The organism is Pseudomonas sp. RC10, from assembly GCF_038397775.1.
Classification (GTDB): Bacteria; Pseudomonadota; Gammaproteobacteria; order Pseudomonadales; family Pseudomonadaceae; genus Aquipseudomonas; species Aquipseudomonas bambusae.
The window spans coordinates 2,166,331-2,186,144 of record NZ_CP151650.1; the positions used below are offsets into that span (position 1 = coordinate 2,166,331).

Sequence of the window (19,814 nt, forward strand, 5' to 3'; positions counted from 1 at the left end):
ACGACATGAATAAGACAGAGCACGATACCGTCGCTGCCCAGGACCGCAATTCCGTGCTGCACCCCTTCACCAATCTGAAGGACTTCGCCAGCGGCAAGCTGGGCGACCCGACCATTATCGAAACCGGTAAAGGCATTCGCATCACCGACTCGACCGGGCGCGAGTACATCGACGGGTTTGCCGGCCTGTACTGCATGAACATCGGCTATGGCCGTGACGAAGTGGCCGAGGCCATTTCCCGTCAGGCGCACAAGCTGGCTTATTACCACAGCTACGCCGCGCACACGACGGACGAACTGGCGAGCCTGTCTGATCGTTTGGTGAAGATGGCGCCGGGCAAGATGAGCAAGGTGTTCTATGGCACATCGGGGTCCGACGCCAACGAAACCAACGCCAAGCTGGTCTGGTATTACAACAACCTGCGCGGTCTGCCGAAGAAGAAAAAAATCATCACCCGTGATCGCGGTTACCACGGCTGCTCGGTGATGTCGGGCTCCCTGACCGGCATGAACTTCTACCACGATCACATGGACCTGCCGATCTCCGGCATCTTGCGCACGGGCGTCCCTCATCAGTATTGGGACGCTCAGCCGGGTGAAACCGAGCTGCAATTCTCAGCCCGTCGTGCCCGTGAACTCGAAGAGCTGATCCTGCGCGAAGACCCGGACACCATCGGCGGTTTCATCGCCGAACCCGTGCTCGGCACTGGCGGTATCACGCCGCCACCGGCCGGTTATTGGGAAGCGATTCAGCCGATCCTGCAGAAGTACGACATTCTGCTGATCGCTGACGAGGTGATCACCGCGTTCGGCCGCACCGGCGCCATGTTCGGCTGCGAAAAATACGGCATCACGCCTGACCTGATCACCGTCGCCAAAGGCCTGACCTCGGCTTACATGCCGCTGTCCGCGGCCATTGTCGGCGAGAAGGTCTACAAGGTCATGGAAGAGGGCGCGGACCGTGTCGGCGCGTTCTCCCATGGCTACACCTATTCCGGCCACCCGATTGCAGTAGCAGCGGCAAACGCGGTGCTGGACATCGTCGAACGCGAAGACATTCCGGGCAATGCGAACCGCGTGGGTGCCTACCTGCAAAGCAGCCTGCATGAAGTCTTCGACAACTTGCCGATCGTGGGTGAAGTGCGCGGTGTGGGTCTGATGGCTGCGATTGAGTTCGTCGCCGATCCGGCCACCAAAAAACGTTTCGACCCGGCCCTGAAAGTCGGCGCGCGGATCTCCAAGGCTGCCCGCGACCTGAACCTGATCGCGCGAGCGATGCCCCACGGCGAAATCCTGGGCTTCGCACCGCCGCTGACCACCACCGAGAAGGAAGTGGATCAGATCGTGGACATCGCGCGCCAGGCGGTGAACAAGGTGATGGACGAGTTGGCGAAGGAAGGCGCATTGCGCTGATCATCGCGCATCGCTCATGAAGAAGGCCGGTTTCGTACCGGCCTTTTTTTGTGGTCGCTTATTGGGTGCTGCCAGACAGGGTCGTGCGTTGCTGGCGGTCGATCCGTGTGAGAGCATCCGACCCCGCTGCCATTCACTCTTCAACGTCATCGTGTTGCACTAAGGAGAAAGCCAATGTTTGTTCTCGACCGGATAGACGTCAACATTCTGGGTGCAATGCAGAAGAACAACCGGATCACGTCCGAGGAATTGGGCAACCTGGTCGGGTTGTCCGCCACCGCGTGCCAGCGACGTTTGAAGACGCTGCGCAAGGAAGGGGTGATCGAAGGTGACGTGTCCATCGTGTCGCCCAAAGCCGTGGGGCGGAACGTGTTCATGCTGGTGCTGGTGACCCTGGAAAGGGAACGTTCCGACATCATCGACCGCTTCAAAAAATCCATCCGTAATACGCCGGAGGTGATGACCGGGTATTACGTCACGGGCGATTCGGACTTCGTCCTGGTGATCACGGCCAAGAACATGGAAGACTACGAACAGTTCACCCGCCGGTTCTTCTACGAGAACTCGGACATCAAGAGCTTCAAGACGCTGGTGGTCATGGACCGGGTGAAAGCCGGGTTCGAATTGCCGATCGATCTGGATTGATCTCTCTTTCTTTTACCTGATCTGACGAACCTTGCTTCCGACCCCTTGCGAAGTTTCAGGCTAGACGCGGTCTCCTGTAGGAGCCGGCTTGCTGGCGAATGCGTCAGGTCGGATGCATCAATGGTGACTGACTCGACGCCTTCGCCAGCAAGCCGGCTCCTACAATGTATTGCGGCGTTGGACGGTTTTCTGATGTCCCTTTTTTGCCGCTGATCTGAACCGCAGATAACGCAGTTTTTCCTCGTTTCTATCCGATTTTGTACGGATTTCATCTCTGGACGATTGTTTATCGTCGGATATGGTTTGGGGGAATCGCTATGATTTGTCTCACGTAAGGGGTTCACAGAGACGACGGCAAGTGGGGTGGGACGCATGAATAAGAAGAGCAAAGGTCGGCTGACCATCGATTGGGAACTGACAGGGCGTCAGTTCGGAAGTCTGAATTTCCCCTGGTCCCGAAACGAATCCGCGTGGGGCAGCCTGCAGATTCCGGTGATCGTCATCCAGAACGGCGAGGGGCCGTTCGTGTTGTTGACGGGGGGCAATCATGGCGATGAATACGAAGGGCCTCTGGCGTTATCCAACCTGGCGCGAGCCATCGACGTGCAGCGTGTCACCGGCACGATCTGCATCGTTCCCGCCCTCAATTACCCCGCGCTGAAAGCCGGCACTCGCCTGTCACCCATCGACGGTTTGAACATGAACCGCGCGTTTCGCGGCAGGGCGGAAGGGACGATTACCGAACAGATCGCCCATTTCGTCGAGGCTGAATTGATCAGCCGTGCCGACGCGGTGCTGGATATTCACGCTGGCGGCCGGACCATGTTTTTCCAGCCTTTCGCGGTCTCTCATCAATTGCCCGATAAAGCGCAGACCTTGCGTGCCCGTGAAGCGCTCATCGCCTTCGGCGCACCCATCGGCCTGATTCTGGAAGAGCTGGACAACGAGGGCATGCTCGACACCGCCGTGGAAGAGAAGGGCAAGCTGTTCCTCTCCACCGAGTTGGGCGGCGGCGGTTCGACCACCGCAGCGACGGTCAAATTCGCACAGGACGGCGCCCATAACTTCCTTGTGCACACTGGGGTTTATGACACGGCGCCAAAGCCCGCTGTCTCTCCGGTGGTCATCATGCAAAACGAGGCCGACGGCTACGTGAGCGCACAGAACAGCGGCTTTATCGAATTCACCCGCGAGTTGGGCGAAGCAGTGGAAGCCGGTCAGGTGATCGCCCGCATTCATGACTTCGAACATCTGGACAAGGAGCCGCTGGCCGTGACCGCACCCGTTACCGGCACGCTGCTGGGTCGTCATTTTGGTGGGTACATCGCCAAGGGCGATTTCCTGGCGATGTTCGCCAGCCCCGAAGCCTGACACGCGACGCCCTGCACCCAAAAATTTCAATAAGACGAGGTGGATCATGAGTGACCCGTTTTTCACAGACGCCGAATACGCGAGCCGTCTGCAAAAGGTGAAGCATCGAATGGCGGAGGCGTCCGTCGACCTGCTGTTGGTGGCGGATGCCAACAACATCTTCTGGCTGACCGGCGCGGCGGACTGGTCGTTCTACACGCCGCAGTTCGTGATCGTCAGTTTGCAGGACAGCAAGCCGGTGTGGATTGGCCGTGCCATGGACGCCCCCGGTGCCGCATTGACCACCTGGATGGGCAACGACCACGTCATCGGTTACCCCGAAGATTATGTGATGCGCCGGGACATTCACCCCAGCGATTACATCGGTGAATTTGTCGCCAAACGCTGGCCGAGTGCGCGACGCATCGGTTACGAGTCCGACAGCTATTTCTTCTCGCCACGCTCGCTGAACAGCCTGATCGCCAAACTGCCGAACGGCGTGTTCGTGGACTGCGATCTGCTCGTCAACCGCGCGCGGGTGGTGAAGAGCGAGACCGAGATTCAGTACCACCGCGAAGCCGCCACGATCGTTCAAGGCGCCATGCACGTCGCTCAGGACATGATCCAACCGGGCGTACGCCAGTCCGACGTCATCGCGGAAATCTACAAAGCCCAGATCGCGCCCGACGCGCCGTTTGGCGGCGACATCACCGCCCTGTGCCCGATCATTCTGGCGGGAGAGAAAGCCTCTGCCGCGCACCCGGCGTGGACCGATGAGAAGTTCATCGACAACCAGACCGTGGCCATCGAACTGGCCGGCGCTCGCCGCCACTACACCACCGGCCTTGCGCGCACACTGCACTTGGGGTCGAACCCGCCTGACGAACTGACCCACACCGCTGCGGCGGTCGAGGAGGGCATGAGCGAAGTGCTGGCGATGGTCAAGACCGGGGTCAGTGGAGCGGACATTCACGCCAGTTGGCAGCAGGTGCTGAACCGCTACGGGCTGCGCAAGGACAGCCGCATCGGTTACTCGATCGGGATCGGCCTGCCACCGGATTGGGGCGAGCACGTCATCAGCCTGCGTCCGGGCGAGCACGAGCCGATCGAGACGAACACCACGCTGCACATCATCCTCGGCATGTGGATGAAGGGCTGGGGCATGGAAACGTCGGAAACCATTGTTGTGCAGCCACAGGGTTATGAGTGCCTGACCCAGTTCCCGCGCAGCGTCAACATCAAGCGTTAATACCTTAAGTTGTCGATGGCGGCCCTGCATCGGGGCCGCACTCTAATAATAAAAGTGTGGGGAGTGCCATGAAAACAATCTCAAGCATGGTGTGTGCGTTCGCCTGCGTTTTGGGTATGACCGCAACTAACGTTAATGCGGCGGCTGAAACGTCGCTTCAAAAGAACACATTGTCCGTGGGCGCGGATTTGAACTACCCGCCTTACGATTATTTCGTGGATGGCAAACCGGCGGGGTTTGATCCATCGTTATTGGCGCTGTTGGCCAAGAAGATGAATGTTGAACTCACGTTCTCGGACACGCGTTTCGCCAGTTTATTGTTGGGCCTTAAATCCAATCGCTTCGACCTGGCATCGGCAGGTATGTACGTCACGCCTGAGCGGGCACAACAGATCAACTTTCTGCCGTACATGAAAACCGGTGTGTCGTTCGTGGTGCTGAAAGGTAGCGCGAATCAACCCATGACACCGGCCGATCTGTGCGGCTTGCGAGTGAGCAGTATCCAGGGCGCGGCGTGGATTCCCAAGCTCACCGAGTTTTCGAAAACCGGCTGCGTGGATCAAGGCAAGGCGCCGATCAAGTTGTCCGAGTTCCCGTCCTCGGCGGAAGCGGTGCAGACGCTCTTCGCCAAGACCGCAGACGTTCAGACAGAAGACGCGGCTGTTGCAGCTGTGGCCGTCAAGAACACGTCCGGACGCATCGAAATCAGTTCGAAGGAAATCCTCTACCCGGTCGTGGGCGGTTACGGCCTTCGCAAGGACAACCAAGTGTTGTTGGCCGCGATGACCAAAGCCCTTCAAGCCATCAAGAATTCGGGCGAATACGCGGCGCTGTTAAAGGAATACAACTTGGGTGAGCCCTCTAAGGAAGAGATAGCGGCTGCCATGGGCACCGCCAACTAAGACCTACTGTTATTACAATAAAAAGGTGGCTCAAGTGGAATTTGACGTGCGCTATGCGATCAGTCTTCTGTGGAATCGCGAGTTTTGGAGCGCCACACTGCTGGTCGTTGAACTCAGTATGCTGGCCTGGTTATCCGGCATTGTCTTTGGCTTCTTTCTGGCGTTGGGCAAGTCGTCAAAAATCGTCTGGGTGAAACAACTGTGCAGCGGTTATATCTGGTTCTTCCGCAGTTTGCCGCTGCTGGTGCTGTTGATTCTGATCTATAACCTGCCGCAAGTGTTTCCCGAAACCGGGGCCGTGCTGTCCAACCCGTTTCTGGCGGGCTTGATCGGGATGGTGTTGAACGAATCGGCGTACATCGCTGAAATCCATCGCAGCGGGCTGGTGGCGATTCCCAAGGGGCAGGGCGAAGCGGGCAGGTCGCTGGGGCTGGGAAGACTGGCGCTGCAAAGCCGGATCATCATTCCCCAGACCATTCGGGTGACGCTGCCTGCGCTGGCGAACGAGTACGTCAACATCGTCAAGCTCACGTCGCTCGTTTCGGTGATTTCGTTGTATGAAATCCTCGCGGTCGGGCAGCGCCTGTACACCCAGAACTTCCGGGTGCTGGAGACCATGCTCGGCGTCGCGTTCTACTACGTGTTCATCGTCACCGTGGTGGGCTGGCTGCTGTCGTACCTGGAGCGTCGGCTGGACTTCACGGCGGCCAAAAACACCGCACCCACGTCGGGCCCTTCTCCTGCGCTGGGTGTATTGCCTGCGCGTGAGTCGGCCACCGGCGAGACGGCGCTGGAGATCGTCGGGGCGAAGAAAAGCTACGGCAGTCTGGAAGTGTTGAAGGGCATCGAACTGAGCATCAAGCGCGGGCAAGTGGTGTCGATCATCGGGCCGTCGGGTTCGGGCAAGACCTCGCTGATTCGCGCCATGAACGGGCTTGAGCCTCTGGACAGCGGCAAGGTGTTGCTGCACGGCAAACCGTTCCTGGACGCCGACGCGGGGAAGGTCGTGCCGTCGCTGGATCAGGCGGTGGACATCGGCATGGTGTTCCAGAACTTCAACTTGTTCCCGCACAAGACCGTGCTGGAAAACGTGACCTTGGCGCCGGCCTATCACAAGCGTGGTTCGAAGGCGGCGTGCGAAGGATCGGCCCGCGCCATCCTGCAGAAAGTCGGCTTGAGCGAGCATGTGCACAAGTACCCGCATCAACTGTCCGGTGGGCAGCAACAGCGGGTCGCGATTGCCCGGGCCATGGCGATGCAGCCTTCGATGATCCTGTTCGACGAGCCGACCTCGGCGCTGGACCCTGAGCTGGTCGGTGACGTGCTGCGCTGCATCGAGGACCTGGCAAGTGAAGGCATGACCATGGTCATCGTCACCCACGAAATGGAGTTCGCGTTCAAAGTGTCGGACCGGGTGATCTTCATGGAGCAAGGCGTGGTGGTCAAAGACGCCTCACCGGCGGACATGATGCGGTCTTCGGATCAGCGCATCACCCGGTTCATCGGCAACTCGGAGCATTTCAAACTTCGGGCGGTGTGAGGGTGTAGCGCAGTGTCAGGTGCAGATGGGTTGCCTGACACTCCGCGTTCGCTGCCGTCATACCTCCGGCGTCTCCCACAGGAATGTTGGTGCGCCGTGATTTCCGTGATCGACACGCGTACAGCGATCCGAAGTGAACACTGGATTGAGTATGGACGCCGTTCTAGTGGGAGACGCCGGAGGTACGACGGCAGCGAAGACAGAGTGTCAGGCAAATGATTGCATCTGACACGCCAGCCATCGCGGGAGCGGAGCCCGTCCCGTCGCGCCTCGGCATGTACGGGCGGAACCAGGCAGTGCTAAACCATTGCCTGATAAAACGCCAACGGCTGATCGAGAATGTCGCGCAGTCGTTTCAGACCTTCTTCAAGCATCTGCCGGTTGTCGGCGGCACCCAGGGAGATGCGCACCGATTCACTGGGCCTGTGACCCGATGCCGGGGAAAAGCTCGACGCGGGCAGCAGCTTGATGTGTTGGCGTTCTGCCTGATGGGCGAAATCCAGCGCCTGCCACGGCTGTGGAAGGTGCAGCCAGATGTGCGAACCCTGGGGCGGTGCGCTGAAGTTCAGGTCGGCGAACACCTGACCTGCGATCAGCAGTCGTGCCGCGTTTTCGGCGCGGATGGCCTGGGTCAGGTTTTGCAGGATGCCGTTGTCGATCCACTGCGAGGCGAGCTCAGCGAACAACGGCGAGACCATCATGGTCATCGCCTGCATCAAGCCCGCGATCTCTTGTGCGCTGCGAATGTCAGGCGCGCACAGATAAGCAAGGCGCAGCGCCGGTGTAGCGCATTTGGAGAGGGTCGCGATGTGCCACGTGAGTTCAGGGGCCAGCTGTGCCAGGGACGTCAGCCCGTTGGCGGCGATGTTGGAATAGGGGTCGTCCTCGATGAGGGTGACGCGGTGGCGGCGGGCGATCTCGGCAATTTTCAGGCGTCGCGCTTCCGGCAACGTCGCCGTCGTCGGGTTATCGATATTCGGGACCACATACAACGCCATGAGCGCGTGCCGTTGGCAGGCCTGCTCGAAGTCTTCAGGGATCAGCCCTTCGGCGTCCATGGAGACAGGCACCAGGTCCAGGCCCAGTTGCCGGGCAACGGTGTGAATGCCGGGGTAGCAGAACTGCCCCACGGCCAGCGACCGCGAAGTGCGGCTCAACAGATGGCAGATCGCGAACAGCGCGCTCTGGGCGCCGGAGGTGAGGATCACGCGGTCGGCGCTGATCTGCTCGATCCGTTGCGTCAGCCAGGAGGCCCCAGCGACGCGGTGGCGCAGGTTTCCCCCGGTTTCCTGATAGTTGAAGCTGGCGACGTCGCCGATGGTTGCGAACGCCCGGCCCATCTCCTTGACGATCAGTGCATTGATTTCCTGGCCTTCGGTGCGGGGCGGGCTGTTCTTGCTCAGGTCCAGCATCGGCGCTTCGAGGGTGGTCGGGAAGGAGGTGCGAGTTTCTCCTGCCACGCAGGTGCCGCTGCCTGTGCGGGTTTCGATGAGGCCATCGTCCCGCGCCATCCCATACGCCTTGGTCACGGTGGTCAGGTCGACCCCCAGTAGCTTGGCTAGCGTGCGTTGGGGCGGCAGGGAATCGCCTGGCTGCAGTCGGCCGTTTTCAATGTCGGCAACGATGGCCTGGTAGATGCCGAGGTATTTGAAAGAGGCCGTGAGGTCGAGCCATGCATTCCATTGTCGGCGCGTTGAAGGACGGGGTTCGGAGATGGGCATCAGACAGGTAGACCGTATTGTATGGTTTCGGCCTGAATGTATGGGTAAAACGACTGTTATTCAACCGGAAGTTATTGTTTCTGCGGTGCAGATGCCGATAACGGCCCCCTATCGAAGAAAAAAGGCATACATTCATAATTATTAGATATTAAGTGTATGGTTTTTTGTATGGTAGTTTTTCACCATCATTAGGGGAGGAGGAAATACAATGCTGCGCTCAATGTTGGTGGGTCTCACGTTAGGTTTGTCGTTGGTGTCAGTCGCTCATGCGGATGATTTGCTGGACGCAGTCAAGGCCGGGAAGCCGGTCAGGGTCGGCTTTGCCGAGCAGGAGCCGTTTATCGTCAGTGGCCCCAACGGCAAGCTGGTGGGGTATGAAGCGGATCTGCTGAAGGCGGTGCTGGCGAAGTTTGGCAACAGCCAGCTTGAAGCGGTGCCCACCCAGTTCGGCGCACTGATCCCCGGTTTGCAGGCCCGTCGGTTCGACGTGATCGCGTCCGACCTCTACATCCGTCCGGACCGCTGCAAACTCGTGGCGTTCGCCGAACCGACGCACATCGTCAATGACGGGATCGTCGTGAAGGCGGGTAACCCCAAGGGCATTCGCAGCTATGCGGACATCGCCAAGGACCCGTCCCTCAAGGTCGGTTACCTCACGGGCGGTGGCCCCATCGCCGACCACGCACTGGCCGCCGGTGTAAAGGCCGAGCAACTGGTCACGCTGCCTGACGTTGCTTCGCTGTTCGCCGCCGTGAAGACCGGTCGCATCGATGCGTTTCTGAACACGGCGGTGACGGTTGCTGCCACGTTGAAAACCGCGAACGATCCGGGCCTGGAGCGCGTTCAACCGTTCGCCCAGGCCGTGATCAACGGCAAGCCTGCGTCAGGGATTGGCAGCTTCGCGTTCCGCCGCGAGAACCAGGCCTTTGTCGATGCGTTCAACACGTACCTGCAGGAAATCCTCACGTCCGGTGAAGCCGCGAAAATCGGTCAGCCTTATGGCTTCTCTGCGGAAGACATCCCGACCGGTGATGTGAAACTGGCAAGCCTCTGTGCTGAATGACAGCTGAATGACACAGGCGGGGCGCCTTTGAGGGCGCTCCGTTTGGATGGGAAACGTTTCATGGAAATGGTCTGGGAATACCGCTACGAATTTTTGACCGGGCTCTGGTGGACGATCCGCCTGACGGTAGTATCAGCAATCCTCGCGCTGGTACTGGCACTCGTCGCGGGGTTGGCCCGGTCGTCGCACAGGCGTTGGCTGAATGTCCCGGCGGCGTTGTACGTCGAGTTCTTTCGCGGCACGTCAGCCTTGGCTCAGCTGTTCTGGCTGTTCTACGTGTTGCCGTATCTGGGGGTCGACCTCACGCCATTTCAATGTGGCGTGGTGGGCCTCGGTTTGTGCTTCAGCGCCTACGGGGCGGAAGTGGTGCGGACCTGTATCGAAGCCGTTCCCAAGGGGCAGCTCGATGCGGCCGCTGCGCTGAACCTCGGGCGCTTCAACACCCTCCGGGTGGTGGTGTTGCCCGAGGCGCTGATCATGATGATGCCGCTGTTCAACAACCTGCTGATCGAACTGATCAAAGCGACGTCGCTGGTATCGCTGATCACCATTCCAGACCTTGCGTTTCAAGCGAAATCCATCATCTCCAAGACCTATCAGTCGGGTGCGGTCTTGTTGGCGACGCTGGTGATGTACCTGCTCATTTCGCTGCTGGTGTCCTCGTCGATGCGCAAGCTGGAAGGCGTGCTGGCCCGTGGGCGAAACGCGAGGAGTGAGGCATGACGATGGATTTTTCCTGGTCGTTCGCCGCACAGATCGCACCCACGCTCGCCAATGGCGCAGGGGTGGCGTTCGTCGCGGCCATTGGCGGGTTTGCCGCGGCACTGGTGGCGGGCGGGATTCTCGCCACGCTGCAACGCTCGGGTCATCGCGGGTGTGTGTGGGCAGGGCGCGGGTTGATGGAATTACTGCGGTCCACCCCATTGCTGATTCAGGTCTACTTCCTGTTTTTCGTATTGCCGCAGATGGGCATCGTGCTCAACCCGGTAGCCACCGGTGTTGTCGCGCTGGGGCTGTATCACGGCGCCTATGTCGCCGAAGCGTATCGCGCGGTGCTGGAAAGTCTGCCTTCCGGGCAATGGGACGCCAGTGACAGCCTGCGCTTCAGCCGCTACCAGGCGTATCGCCACCTGATGCTGCCCCAGCTGATACAACCGCTGACGCCTGCCTTGGGCAATACCTTCATCACGATGCTCAAGGACACGCCGATTCTGGCGGCGGTGTCCGTCCCGGAATTGATGTTCGCGGCCAATGATGTGGGGGCGCAGAGCTTCCGTTATGTCGAGCCGATCACCCTCGCTGCACTGGCCTATCTGGCCATGAGCGCGGTCGCGGCCCTGTTTGTATTCGTGTTGCGTCGCTGGACGCAGAGTCGTCATCAATGACTGAAATGATTTCGTTTGAAAACGTCAGCAAACGCTTCGGCAAGACCGTGGTGCTGGACCAGTTCAGCTTCAGCCTGAATCGCGGCGACAAGGTCGCGATCATCGGCCCCAGCGGTTCGGGCAAGTCCACGTTGCTGCGCATCCTCATGGCGCTGGAAGGCATCGACAGCGGCAAGGTGTCGCTCGATGGCGAAGCGCTCTGGCATGCCGCCGAGGGCAAGCCTTTGATCGCGCCCACCCGCAAGCACCTGCAACGCATGCGTTCGTTGGTGGGCATGGTGTTCCAGAGCTTCAATCTGTTTCCGCACCTGACTGCCCTCGACAACGTCGCCACGGCACCGCGTCTGGTATTAGGCCTCTCCCGTCACGACGCGGAGCAGCGAGCACGTGCGCTGTTGGAGCAGGTCGGTCTGGGCGAAAAGCTCAGCCACTACCCCTCCACCTTGTCCGGCGGCCAGCAGCAACGGGTGGCAATTGCCAGGGCGATGGCGCTGGAACCGAAGATCATGCTGTTCGATGAAGCCACCTCGGCGCTGGACCCGGAGCGGGTCGGAGAGGTGCTGGAAGTCATGCGCGCACTGGCCCATGAGCGGGACCTGACGATTATCGTCGTCACCCACCAGATTGGTGTGGCGAGGGCGATTGCCGACCGCATCTGCTTCATGGAGAACGGCAAGATCGTCGAGCAAGGGGCGCCTGGCCCTCTGCTGGATTCGCCACAGAATGATCGCACCCGGGCTTTTTTGCGGGCGGTGCACCTTGAGTAACGCCGCTGGTTCAGGCGCCACTGACACGCGAGGAATGTTCATGTCTTTCAGCAAGCACGTCGCCGCCCAGGCCGTGGCGGTCGCGCGGCACCGTGATCAGTCCGGGACTGGTATTTTGCGCGACCGTTTTTTGCAAGCTCAACAGCAAGCGGGCGCGTGGGACACCCTGAGCGGGTTTGGCATCGTGCCGCCGCTGAGCGGGCTGACGCTGGCGGTCAAAGCCTGTTTCGATGTGCGCGGCTGGCCGACCACCGCAGGCTCCCGGGTGCTGGCCAACGCATCGCCGGCCTCGGCTGACGCCCCGCTGGTCGCGGCGTTGAGCCAGTTGGGCGCGGTGATCACCACGCAAACCAACATGACCGAGTTTGCTTTCGGGGCGTTGGGGTTGAATCCTCATTTCGGCACGCCGGTCACGCCACTGGACGCGACCGGTCAGCGCATCGCCGGAGGCTCGACCTCGGGCGGCGCGGTCGCCGTGGCGTCAGGCCTTGCAGACATCGCACTGGGCAGCGACACCAGCGGCTCCGTGCGGATCCCGGCAGCGTTCTGCGGCGTGACAGGCTTCAAGCCGAGCAAGGGGCGTTATCGCGACGACGGCATGCTCTTCCTGTCGCCGACGTTCGACGTTCCGGGTTTCATCGCCAAGGACGTCGAGACGCTGCTGCGGGTCGATCAGGCGCTGGTGCCCGATGAGTCGGCCCTGCATGCTGTGCCCCTGCGCGGTCGCCGGTTTCTGGTGCCCCCGACGTTTGCTTTGGCCCACGCCGACGCGGCCGTCACCGAACACTTTCACGCCGCGATCGCACGGCTCAGAAGCGCGGGCGCCGAGGTGATCGAGCAAGAGTGGCCCGAGCTCGCGGACTTCGGTGAAATCGCCATTGAGGGCGGCATCATCATTGCTGAGGCCTTCACCTGGCACCGCGAGTTCCTGCAAGACCGCGCGCACCTCTACGACCCGAGAGTCGGGCCACGCATTGCCCTGGGCGAGCGGGTCACTGCCAGCGCCTACTTTGCCTCGCAGCAAAAACTGACGCAGTGCAAGACCGATTACGCACAGCGCATGAGCGATTACGACGCGCTCCTCACGCCGACGGTGCCTTTCCTGCCGCCTACACTCAGCGAGCTTGAAGACGACCCGACCTACTACCGTAAAAATCGCCTGACGTTCCGCCTGACCGAAGTCGCCAACCGGATCGACGCCCCGAGCGTGAGCCTCCCGGCGGCAACCTCAGAACCCATCGGCCTCTGCCTGACCGGCCACCGTGACGGCGACCGTGCGTTGTTGCACCTGGCCCGGTCGGTCCAGACGGCCCTGCATCTTGAACCCCTGACATGAGAGAACACCCATGATCGTGCGCACCCTGGAACAGCTCGCTCAAACCGGCAGTCACGTCGTCACCGAGAAATGGCGCAGCACCCGCCTGATCGTCAAGTCCGATGGTCTGGGCTATTCGGTGCATCACACCGTGGTGCCCGAAGGCAACGCCGTTCATTGCCATTACAAAAACCACTACGAGACCAATTACTGCATTGCCGGGGAAGGCGAGGTATTGCACGTGGAGAGTGGCGAGACCTTCCCGATCCGGGTGGGCACCACCTACGCACTGGACCAGCACGACGAACACATCCTCAAGGCGACCAAGGGCGACCTGCACCTGGTGTGCGTGTTCAATCCGCCGATCCAGGGCAATGAAACCCACAACGCCGACGGCGGCTACGATGCCGCCAGTTGAGCCTCTGACGTTTCAGTGAGGGTTTTCGGGTGGTCAACTACACCGATTATTTCAGCGCCTCCTACGAGGTCGCCCGGCGCACGTTTCGCAACGCCGTAAAGGCGGTCGACGGCGAACTGAGCGCCTATCTGCACCCGGATGCCAGAGGCGCTCACGGGGAAGAGCTGACGATCGATGTCGGGCACATCGGGCGGATCGACGCGCCTCGGCAATTGATCATGATCAGCGGCACCCACGGCCTCGAAGGGTTCGCGGGCTCGGCGTTGCAGATCGGCTGGCTCAAACAGTTGAGTGCGCGGGCACTTAATGACGAGGTCGGTGTGCTGCTGATTCATGGGCTTAACCCCTATGGTTTTTCCCACGGTTCGCGGACCACGGTGAACGGCGTGGACCTCAATCGCAATTTCATCGACCACACCGCCGTGCCGGTGACGAATGCGCTGTACGCGCAGCTCCATCCGTATCTGTTGCCGCAGTGGTGGGACGATAACTACCGCTCGGCCTGCGACATCGGGATCATGGATTTTCGGCTCAAATACGGCGATGACGTGTACTTCAACACCTTCGCGGGTGGGCAATACCTGTACCCCCAGGGCACTTGCTTCGGCGGGTTTTCACGTGAGTGGGAAAGCCTGACACTGGAGCGCGTGGTGCAGACCGCTGTGGGACATGCCGAGCGCGTGGCCGTCATCGATTGGCACACGGGCATTGGTGAATACGGCAAGCCGTTCTACCTGAATTTCGGCAGCGACAGCTCCGACGCCCAACGGCAAACAGCCGATTGGTGGGGGCTGGACACGGTGACGGGATCACGCCCCCATGGCCGTGCCCGACCGCGCTACCAGGGGCTGGTGTTTCAGGGGATCGAATCGTTTTTGCCCCAGGCCATCGTGGCCGGGGGTGTGATCGAGTTCGGGACACGGGGTTCGGTGGCGGGCGACCTCGCCATTCGCCAGGACCTGTGGCTGCGCAATTACGGCCACCGCCTCAGCGAAGACACGCGTACTCAGATGCACGCGGACCTGCTCGACTCACTCAACCCTGTCTCCTACCAATGGCGCGAACAGGTGTTGACTCTCGGGCTGCCGATCATTGACGCCACCCTCGATGGGCTGGCGCGTTGGCAGGCCTGAACCCATTCAAAGGAGCAAGCTCATGAGCGTCAACTTTCTACTGGATCACCTGGTCATCGCGGTTAACGACCTGCCTCGCGCGATTGAAGATTATCGGCAACTGGGGTTTCAGGTTCTCGTCGGTGGCCGCCATCAACACGCGCCGACGCAAAATGCGTTGGTGTACTTTCTCGATGGCACGTACCTGGAGCTGATCGAGTGGACCGCGCCCGCGCCGGGTGAAAAGTGGTACGAACGCCTGACCCGGCACGGCGAGGGCTTCGTGGATGTGGCGTTCGTGCCGTCGAACATCGGCCAGGCCGTCGCCAACGCCGCCGCTACGGGCGTTCAGTACCGTGGGCCTATCGACGGCTCGCGGGTCAAACCGACGGGTGAGCATGTGCAGTGGCAGCTGGCCTGGCCCGCGCTGCATGGCCTGCCGTTTTTGTGCGGTGACGTGACGCCGCGTTCGTTGCGGGTGCCGGAGGGCGAGGTGCGTGTGCAGCCGAATCGCGCCACCGGGATTCAGTCGATTGCGATTGCGGTCGATGATCTGCAGGCGAGCACACAGGCCTATCGCGGGTTGTTGGGAGACGAGGCTGAGGTGGGTGCTGAAGACACGTCGCTGACCGACACGCAGGGCGTGGTGGTGAGGACGTTGCACGTCGGGGAGGCCGCGCTGCATCTGGTATCGCCTGTCGGTTCGATCAACACCGGGCTGAGCGAGCGCTTGTCGACGCTGCTGAAAACCCGTGGAGAGGGCGTCTATGCGATGTCCATCGCCGGGATCGAACCGGGAATTTCAGCGCAGACGGTTGCGCAATTCAGCCACGGTGTCACCCTCAGCGTCGCGGATCGGAACCTGACGCTGCTCGAACAGATCACCCCCTTGTCCCACGAGGGCTGACGGAGTCGAACAACGTCTGAGTGACCGGTCACCGCTCAGTCGTTTCATAACAAGGCCGGAAAGGATTACTGATGCAAACTGCCGTCAACCCGCGCAAGGGCTACCTGTTGGGCCTGAGCGCGTATTTCATGTGGGGCTTCATCCCGCTGTACTTCAAAGCTGTCGAAAGCGTGCCCGCTGTGGAAATCATCATCCACCGCGTGCTGTGGTCGGCCCTGTTCGGCTCGCTGATGCTGCTGATCTGGAAACACCCTGGCTGGGGGCGCGAGCTCCTGCAGAACCCGCGTCGGCTGGGTGTGCTGGCGGTGAGTGGGTGCCTGATCGCAACCAACTGGCTGGTCTACGTCTGGGCCGTGAACCATGGTCGGATGCTGGAGGCGAGCCTGGGGTATTACATCAACCCTCTGATCAACGTCTTGCTCGGCATGTTGCTGATGGGCGAACGCCTGCGCCGCTTGCAATGGGTGGCGGTGGGGTTGGCATCCATTGGCGTCGGGCAGCAGGTTTGGCAGGTCGGCAGCTTGCCATGGGTGTCGCTGGCACTGGCCCTCTCGTTCGGCTTCTACGGGCTGATTCGCAAGCGTGCTCCGGTGGCCGCGCTGCCGGGTCTGGTGGTCGAAACCTGGCTGCTGGTGCCGTTGGCGTTGGCCTGGGTGGCCTTTCATCCGGAATCCGACAGCTTTCAGCCCGCCTTTCTGCTCAGTCATGACGTGCTCTGGTTGACCCTCGCGGGGCTGATCACGCTCATTCCATTGCTGTGTTTCAACGCCGCCGCGCGGCACCTGCCGTATTCGACGCTGGGCTTTCTGCAATACCTCGCGCCAACGCTGGTGCTGATCCTGGCCGTGACGCTGTTCGGCGAAGTCCTGGCGCCCGCGACGCTGACGGCGTTCGTGTTCATCTGGCTGGGGCTGTTGGTGTACAGCGTGGATACGTGGAGGCAATTGCGCAAACAGTGACGTTCAGAGAAGGACGATCTACCGGTTTCAAAAACGGAGGTGTCGAACGCTGATCCAAAGGCAGCGCTTCGGACAGAAACCTCTGCGTGAATTCCAATAACAATCAGGTACGCAGATGAACATCAAACAGAAATTGACGAGGGCCTTCGCCCTCATCGCCAGCTTGCCCATCATTGCGGTGGCTGCCGTCGTGATCATTAACCTGCGCGAGGATGCGCAGACGGATTTCGTCGACAGCAGTAGCCGGGAGATTCGCCAGGTCGCCAATGGCATCCAGTTATTCTTCGACGGCATCTCGCAGAATGTGGACTACCTGGCGCAACATCCGTTGATCGTCGGCACGGGGGAGGGCGTCAGGAACTACATGGCCGCCAACCCGCGTGAAGTCCCGCAAACCGAGGTCGACAAACAGATTTTCAGTCTGTTCGAAGGCCTGGCCAAAGCCCATCCTGACTATGCGTACGTCGCTTACGGGTTGAACAACGGCACCTACGAGCTGTGGCCGGAAGACCTGAAACTGGCCAACTACGACCCGCGCCAACGTCCGTGGTACAAGACCGCCCAGGCCAATCCCGGCAAAACCCTGCGCACCTCCGCTTACTACTGGGCGGGCGATGACGCAGTATTGGTCAGCACCGTTCGTGCCGTGAACAACGCCTTCGGGAATTCGGGTGGCGTGGTCAACATCGACGTGTCGCTCAAGCAGCTGACCACCCTCGTCAAGCAGATCAAGCTGGGAGACACCGGTTACCTGATGCTGATCGAAAACGACGGCACCGTGCTGGTCGACCCCAAGCAGCCCGAACACAACTTCAAGAAACTGGGTGAGTTGGGCGACGGTTTCACCGAGTTGGCCAAGGCGGGTCCGGGGCTGATCAAGGTGACTATCAACGGCGAGCCGTTCATGGCCAACGTCTTCCCTTCTGACAAGCTGGGATGGCGCTTCATTGGCCTGATCAAACAGGACGAAGTCATGGCTTCAGCCACGCACCTGACATGGGTGATCGCGATCATCGCCGCTGTGTTGGCAGTGGTCTTTGCGCTGCTCGGGGCCAGTTTTGCGACCCTGATCGTGCGGCCGATTCGCAGCGTGGCCAGCGGTCTGGAAGGCATCGCGCAAGGCGAGGGTGACCTGACCCAGAACCTGGCCGTACGGGGCAAAGATGAAACCGCGCAACTGGCCAACTGGTTCAATCAGTTCCTGGCCGCGATTCGCGGATTGATCCAGCACATCGGTCACGCGGCGACACGCATTCTCGACAGCTCGGCTACCTCCACCCGTGTGTCCAATGACATGGCCCAAGCCGCCGGACGCCAACGTGAAGCAGTGGACATGGTCTCGACGGCGTTTCATGAAATGGTCGCCACCGCCAACGAAGTCGCACGCTCATGCAGTCAGGCAGCAGCGTCGGCAGACAGCGGTCAGCAGCAGGCTCGCGAAGGTCAACGCCAGATCGATGATGCGGTCACCAGCGTTGATCAATTGAGCACCGAGATCTCCCGCTCGGCCCACGACATGACTCAGCTGGAAAAGGACAGCAACGATATTCAGTCGATCCTCGACACCATCCGTTCGATCGCCGAGCAGACCAACCTGCTGGCGCTCAACGCCGCCATCGAAGCTGCCCGCGCGGGCGAGCAGGGTCGAGGTTTTGCGGTGGTCGCCGACGAAGTGCGCGCGCTGGCCAAACGCACCGCAGACTCGACGGCCGAGATCGATTCGTTGCTGGGCAATCTGGCCAGAAGGACAGCCTCAGTGGCGCAGCAGATGCACGCCAGCCTTGATGTGTCGCAGCAGTCCGTGGCGAAGATCGGCCAGGCCCGCAGCAGCTTCGGTCAGATTCGCGAATCGGTGGACGTGATTCGCGACATGAACACTCAGATCGCCACCGCCGCCGAGGAGCAGCATCAGGTGGCAGAAGACATCAATCGCCACATCAGCCAGATTCATGGCGACGCACAGTTGGTGTCGAGCCTGGCCAACGCCGCTCAGAATGATTCTGAAAACCTGGCCGCGCTGTCTCGTGAACTCGATGGTCTGGTGCGTCGGTTCAAGACCTGAAGCCTGGTGGGTCAGGCGACCTTCCAGCTGCCTTCCGCCTCGCGCACAACGCCGCCGACCCAGTCCACGAACGCGCGGACGGTTGGCGACAGGTGGCGGTTCTTCGGGTAGAGCACCGAGAGCGGAACGGCGGGGGCAGGGCAGTTGGCCAAGACGTGCACCAGTCGTCCGCTGGCCAGGTGATGACGCACCATGTAGCTCCCGGCCCGGATTAGCCCCAGCCCTCCCAAGGCGCATTCGACGTAAGCGTCGGTGTCATTGACGATGAGGCGTTCCGGCATGCGGATGCAGCGCTCTTCGCCGTCCATCACGAAGTGCCACTCCAGCGACCGGGCCGTTCGGCTGGAGAGGTAACCCACGGCGTGATGGTCGGCCAGGTCTTCGAGCGTGTTCGGCGTGCCGTGCTCGGCCAAGTATTCCGGGGACGCGCAGACAATCCAGTCGAACGCGCCGATGCGCTTGGCCACCAGCGTCGGCGAGTCCTCGGGCGTGCCTGCGCGGATCACGCAATCGATCCCTTCCTGAATCAGTTCGACCGTGCGGTCCGCCATGGTCAGGGTGAGTTCGACGTCGGGAAAGCGCGCCTGGAAATCCTTGATCCGTGGCAGCACCACCAGCCGTGCCAGCGACAGCGTCATGTCCACCCGCAAGCGGCCTCGGGGCTTTCCGGCGGAACCGGGAAAGCTTGACTCGACCGCTTCGATGTCCGCCAGCAAGCGTCTGCATTGGTCGTAATACAGCGTGCCGTCCGGAGTCAGGCTGATGTGGCGCGTGGTCCTGCGCAACAGGCACACCCCGAGAAACGCCTCCAGTTCTTTCACTGAACGGGTGACCCGCGAAGGGGGCAGGGACAGGCTTTCGGCCGCGCGGGTGAAGCTGTGCATTTCAACCACACGGGCGTAGATCTGCATCGATTGAATACGGTCCACACGCTCGCTCCGGCTGACAAAATCAATTGCAGTTGTAGCAATAAGCCCGGTTTTTTTCGAGGACTAAAAAAACAGATT

18 protein-coding genes are annotated in these 19,814 nt (G+C 60.8%); 16 read left to right on the plus strand and 2 right to left on the minus strand.

Annotated features, from left to right (window positions below; all coding sequences use genetic code 11):
* Positions 1-5: 5 nt before the first annotated feature.
* The 6 genes from AAEO81_RS10100 to AAEO81_RS10125 all read left to right on the plus strand — a co-directional run bounded on the left by AAEO81_RS10100 (position 6) and on the right by AAEO81_RS10125 (position 7,098).
* A complete protein-coding gene (locus tag AAEO81_RS10100) occupies positions 6-1,412 on the plus strand; it encodes an aminotransferase (RefSeq protein WP_166598767.1) in 1,407 nt (468 codons plus the stop codon).
* A 174-nt stretch (positions 1,413-1,586) separates the two neighbouring features.
* The gene (locus AAEO81_RS10105) at positions 1,587-2,057 is read left to right on the plus strand and encodes an Lrp/AsnC family transcriptional regulator (protein WP_166598766.1); all 471 of its coding nucleotides are present in this window, start codon (positions 1,587-1,589) and stop codon (positions 2,055-2,057) included.
* A 372-nt stretch (positions 2,058-2,429) separates the two neighbouring features.
* Entirely contained in the window at positions 2,430-3,428 is a 999-nt protein-coding gene (locus AAEO81_RS10110) for a succinylglutamate desuccinylase/aspartoacylase family protein (RefSeq protein ID WP_341963345.1), read from the plus strand.
* A gap of 46 nt (positions 3,429-3,474) precedes the next feature.
* Complete coding sequence (locus tag AAEO81_RS10115) at positions 3,475-4,656, plus strand: Xaa-Pro peptidase family protein (protein ID WP_341963346.1); 1,182 nt, start codon at positions 3,475-3,477, stop codon at positions 4,654-4,656.
* Positions 4,657-4,724: 68 nt separating this feature from the next.
* On the plus strand, positions 4,725-5,558 hold the full coding sequence (locus AAEO81_RS10120) for a transporter substrate-binding domain-containing protein (RefSeq protein ID WP_341963347.1): 834 nt from the start codon (positions 4,725-4,727) through the stop codon (positions 5,556-5,558).
* Positions 5,559-5,592: 34 nt separating this feature from the next.
* On the plus strand, positions 5,593-7,098 hold the full coding sequence (locus AAEO81_RS10125; protein WP_341963348.1) for an amino acid ABC transporter permease/ATP-binding protein: 1,506 nt from the start codon (positions 5,593-5,595) through the stop codon (positions 7,096-7,098).
* 299 nt (positions 7,099-7,397) lie between these two features.
* Here AAEO81_RS10125 and AAEO81_RS10130 read toward each other — a convergent pair whose 3' ends face one another.
* Positions 7,398-8,819, minus strand: coding sequence for a PLP-dependent aminotransferase family protein (locus tag AAEO81_RS10130; RefSeq protein ID WP_341963349.1), 1,422 nt, complete (start codon positions 8,817-8,819; stop codon positions 7,398-7,400).
* Positions 8,820-9,027: 208 nt separating this feature from the next.
* Between AAEO81_RS10130 and ehuB the strand changes: the two genes are divergently transcribed.
* The 10 genes from ehuB to AAEO81_RS10180 all read left to right on the plus strand — a co-directional run bounded on the left by ehuB (position 9,028) and on the right by AAEO81_RS10180 (position 18,807).
* On the plus strand, positions 9,028-9,882 hold the full coding sequence (ehuB, locus tag AAEO81_RS10135) for an ectoine/hydroxyectoine ABC transporter substrate-binding protein EhuB (protein WP_341963350.1): 855 nt from the start codon (positions 9,028-9,030) through the stop codon (positions 9,880-9,882).
* A gap of 60 nt (positions 9,883-9,942) precedes the next feature.
* Positions 9,943-10,605 carry an ectoine/hydroxyectoine ABC transporter permease subunit EhuC gene (gene ehuC, locus AAEO81_RS10140; protein ID WP_341963351.1) on the plus strand — a complete coding sequence of 221 codons (663 nt, stop codon included), beginning with the start codon at positions 9,943-9,945 and terminating at the stop codon, positions 10,603-10,605.
* Complete coding sequence (ehuD, locus tag AAEO81_RS10145; RefSeq protein WP_341963352.1) at positions 10,602-11,267, plus strand: ectoine/hydroxyectoine ABC transporter permease subunit EhuD; 666 nt, start codon at positions 10,602-10,604, stop codon at positions 11,265-11,267. The genes ehuC and ehuD overlap by 4 nt, the downstream gene beginning before the upstream one ends.
* Positions 11,264-12,034 carry an ectoine/hydroxyectoine ABC transporter ATP-binding protein EhuA gene (ehuA, locus tag AAEO81_RS10150; RefSeq protein ID WP_341963353.1) on the plus strand — a complete coding sequence of 257 codons (771 nt, stop codon included), beginning with the start codon at positions 11,264-11,266 and terminating at the stop codon, positions 12,032-12,034. Before ehuD ends, ehuA begins: the two co-directional genes overlap by 4 nt.
* Positions 12,035-12,074: 40 nt before the next feature.
* The gene (locus AAEO81_RS10155; RefSeq protein ID WP_341963354.1) at positions 12,075-13,370 is read left to right on the plus strand and encodes an amidase family protein; all 1,296 of its coding nucleotides are present in this window, start codon (positions 12,075-12,077) and stop codon (positions 13,368-13,370) included.
* 10 nt (positions 13,371-13,380) lie between these two features.
* On the plus strand, positions 13,381-13,767 hold the full coding sequence (locus tag AAEO81_RS10160; protein ID WP_341963355.1) for an ectoine synthase: 387 nt from the start codon (positions 13,381-13,383) through the stop codon (positions 13,765-13,767).
* 29 nt (positions 13,768-13,796) lie between these two features.
* On the plus strand, positions 13,797-14,900 hold the full coding sequence (locus AAEO81_RS10165; RefSeq protein ID WP_341963356.1) for a DUF2817 domain-containing protein: 1,104 nt from the start codon (positions 13,797-13,799) through the stop codon (positions 14,898-14,900).
* A 22-nt stretch (positions 14,901-14,922) separates the two neighbouring features.
* Positions 14,923-15,786, plus strand: coding sequence for a VOC family protein (locus tag AAEO81_RS10170; protein WP_341963357.1), 864 nt, complete (start codon positions 14,923-14,925; stop codon positions 15,784-15,786).
* Positions 15,787-15,857: 71 nt separating this feature from the next.
* Positions 15,858-16,745 carry an EamA family transporter RarD gene (rarD, locus tag AAEO81_RS10175; RefSeq protein ID WP_341963358.1) on the plus strand — a complete coding sequence of 296 codons (888 nt, stop codon included), beginning with the start codon at positions 15,858-15,860 and terminating at the stop codon, positions 16,743-16,745.
* Positions 16,746-16,860: 115 nt separating this feature from the next.
* On the plus strand, positions 16,861-18,807 hold the full coding sequence (locus tag AAEO81_RS10180; RefSeq protein WP_341963359.1) for a methyl-accepting chemotaxis protein: 1,947 nt from the start codon (positions 16,861-16,863) through the stop codon (positions 18,805-18,807).
* An 11-nt stretch (positions 18,808-18,818) separates the two neighbouring features.
* On the opposite strand, the gene AAEO81_RS10185 is transcribed toward AAEO81_RS10180, so the two are convergent.
* Positions 18,819-19,736: a LysR family transcriptional regulator gene (locus tag AAEO81_RS10185; protein WP_341963361.1), complete on the minus strand. Its 918-nt coding sequence runs from the start codon at positions 19,734-19,736 to the stop codon at positions 18,819-18,821.
* Positions 19,737-19,814: the final 78 nt, after the last annotated feature.

Bases quoted from the DNA above. Each gene is read 5' to 3' on its own strand.
- AAEO81_RS10100 (WP_166598767.1), top strand. From the start codon at position 6: ATGAATAAGACAGAGCACGATACCGTCGCTGCCCAGGACCGCAATTCC.
- AAEO81_RS10105 (WP_166598766.1), top strand. From the start codon at position 1,587: ATGTTTGTTCTCGACCGGATAGACGTCAACATTCTGGGTGCAATGCAG.
- AAEO81_RS10110 (WP_341963345.1), top strand. From the start codon at position 2,430: ATGAATAAGAAGAGCAAAGGTCGGCTGACCATCGATTGGGAACTGACA.
- AAEO81_RS10115 (WP_341963346.1), top strand. From the start codon at position 3,475: ATGAGTGACCCGTTTTTCACAGACGCCGAATACGCGAGCCGTCTGCAA.
- AAEO81_RS10120 (WP_341963347.1), top strand. From the start codon at position 4,725: ATGAAAACAATCTCAAGCATGGTGTGTGCGTTCGCCTGCGTTTTGGGT.
- AAEO81_RS10130 (WP_341963349.1), bottom strand. From the start codon at position 8,819: ATGCCCATCTCCGAACCCCGTCCTTCAACGCGCCGACAATGGAATGCA.
- ehuB (WP_341963350.1), top strand. From the start codon at position 9,028: ATGCTGCGCTCAATGTTGGTGGGTCTCACGTTAGGTTTGTCGTTGGTG.
- ehuC (WP_341963351.1), top strand. From the start codon at position 9,943: ATGGAAATGGTCTGGGAATACCGCTACGAATTTTTGACCGGGCTCTGG.
- ehuD (WP_341963352.1), top strand. From the start codon at position 10,602: ATGACGATGGATTTTTCCTGGTCGTTCGCCGCACAGATCGCACCCACG.
- ehuA (WP_341963353.1), top strand. From the start codon at position 11,264: ATGACTGAAATGATTTCGTTTGAAAACGTCAGCAAACGCTTCGGCAAG.
- AAEO81_RS10155 (WP_341963354.1), top strand. From the start codon at position 12,075: ATGTCTTTCAGCAAGCACGTCGCCGCCCAGGCCGTGGCGGTCGCGCGG.
- AAEO81_RS10160 (WP_341963355.1), top strand. From the start codon at position 13,381: ATGATCGTGCGCACCCTGGAACAGCTCGCTCAAACCGGCAGTCACGTC.
- AAEO81_RS10170 (WP_341963357.1), top strand. From the start codon at position 14,923: ATGAGCGTCAACTTTCTACTGGATCACCTGGTCATCGCGGTTAACGAC.
- rarD (WP_341963358.1), top strand. From the start codon at position 15,858: ATGCAAACTGCCGTCAACCCGCGCAAGGGCTACCTGTTGGGCCTGAGC.
- AAEO81_RS10180 (WP_341963359.1), top strand. From the start codon at position 16,861: ATGAACATCAAACAGAAATTGACGAGGGCCTTCGCCCTCATCGCCAGC.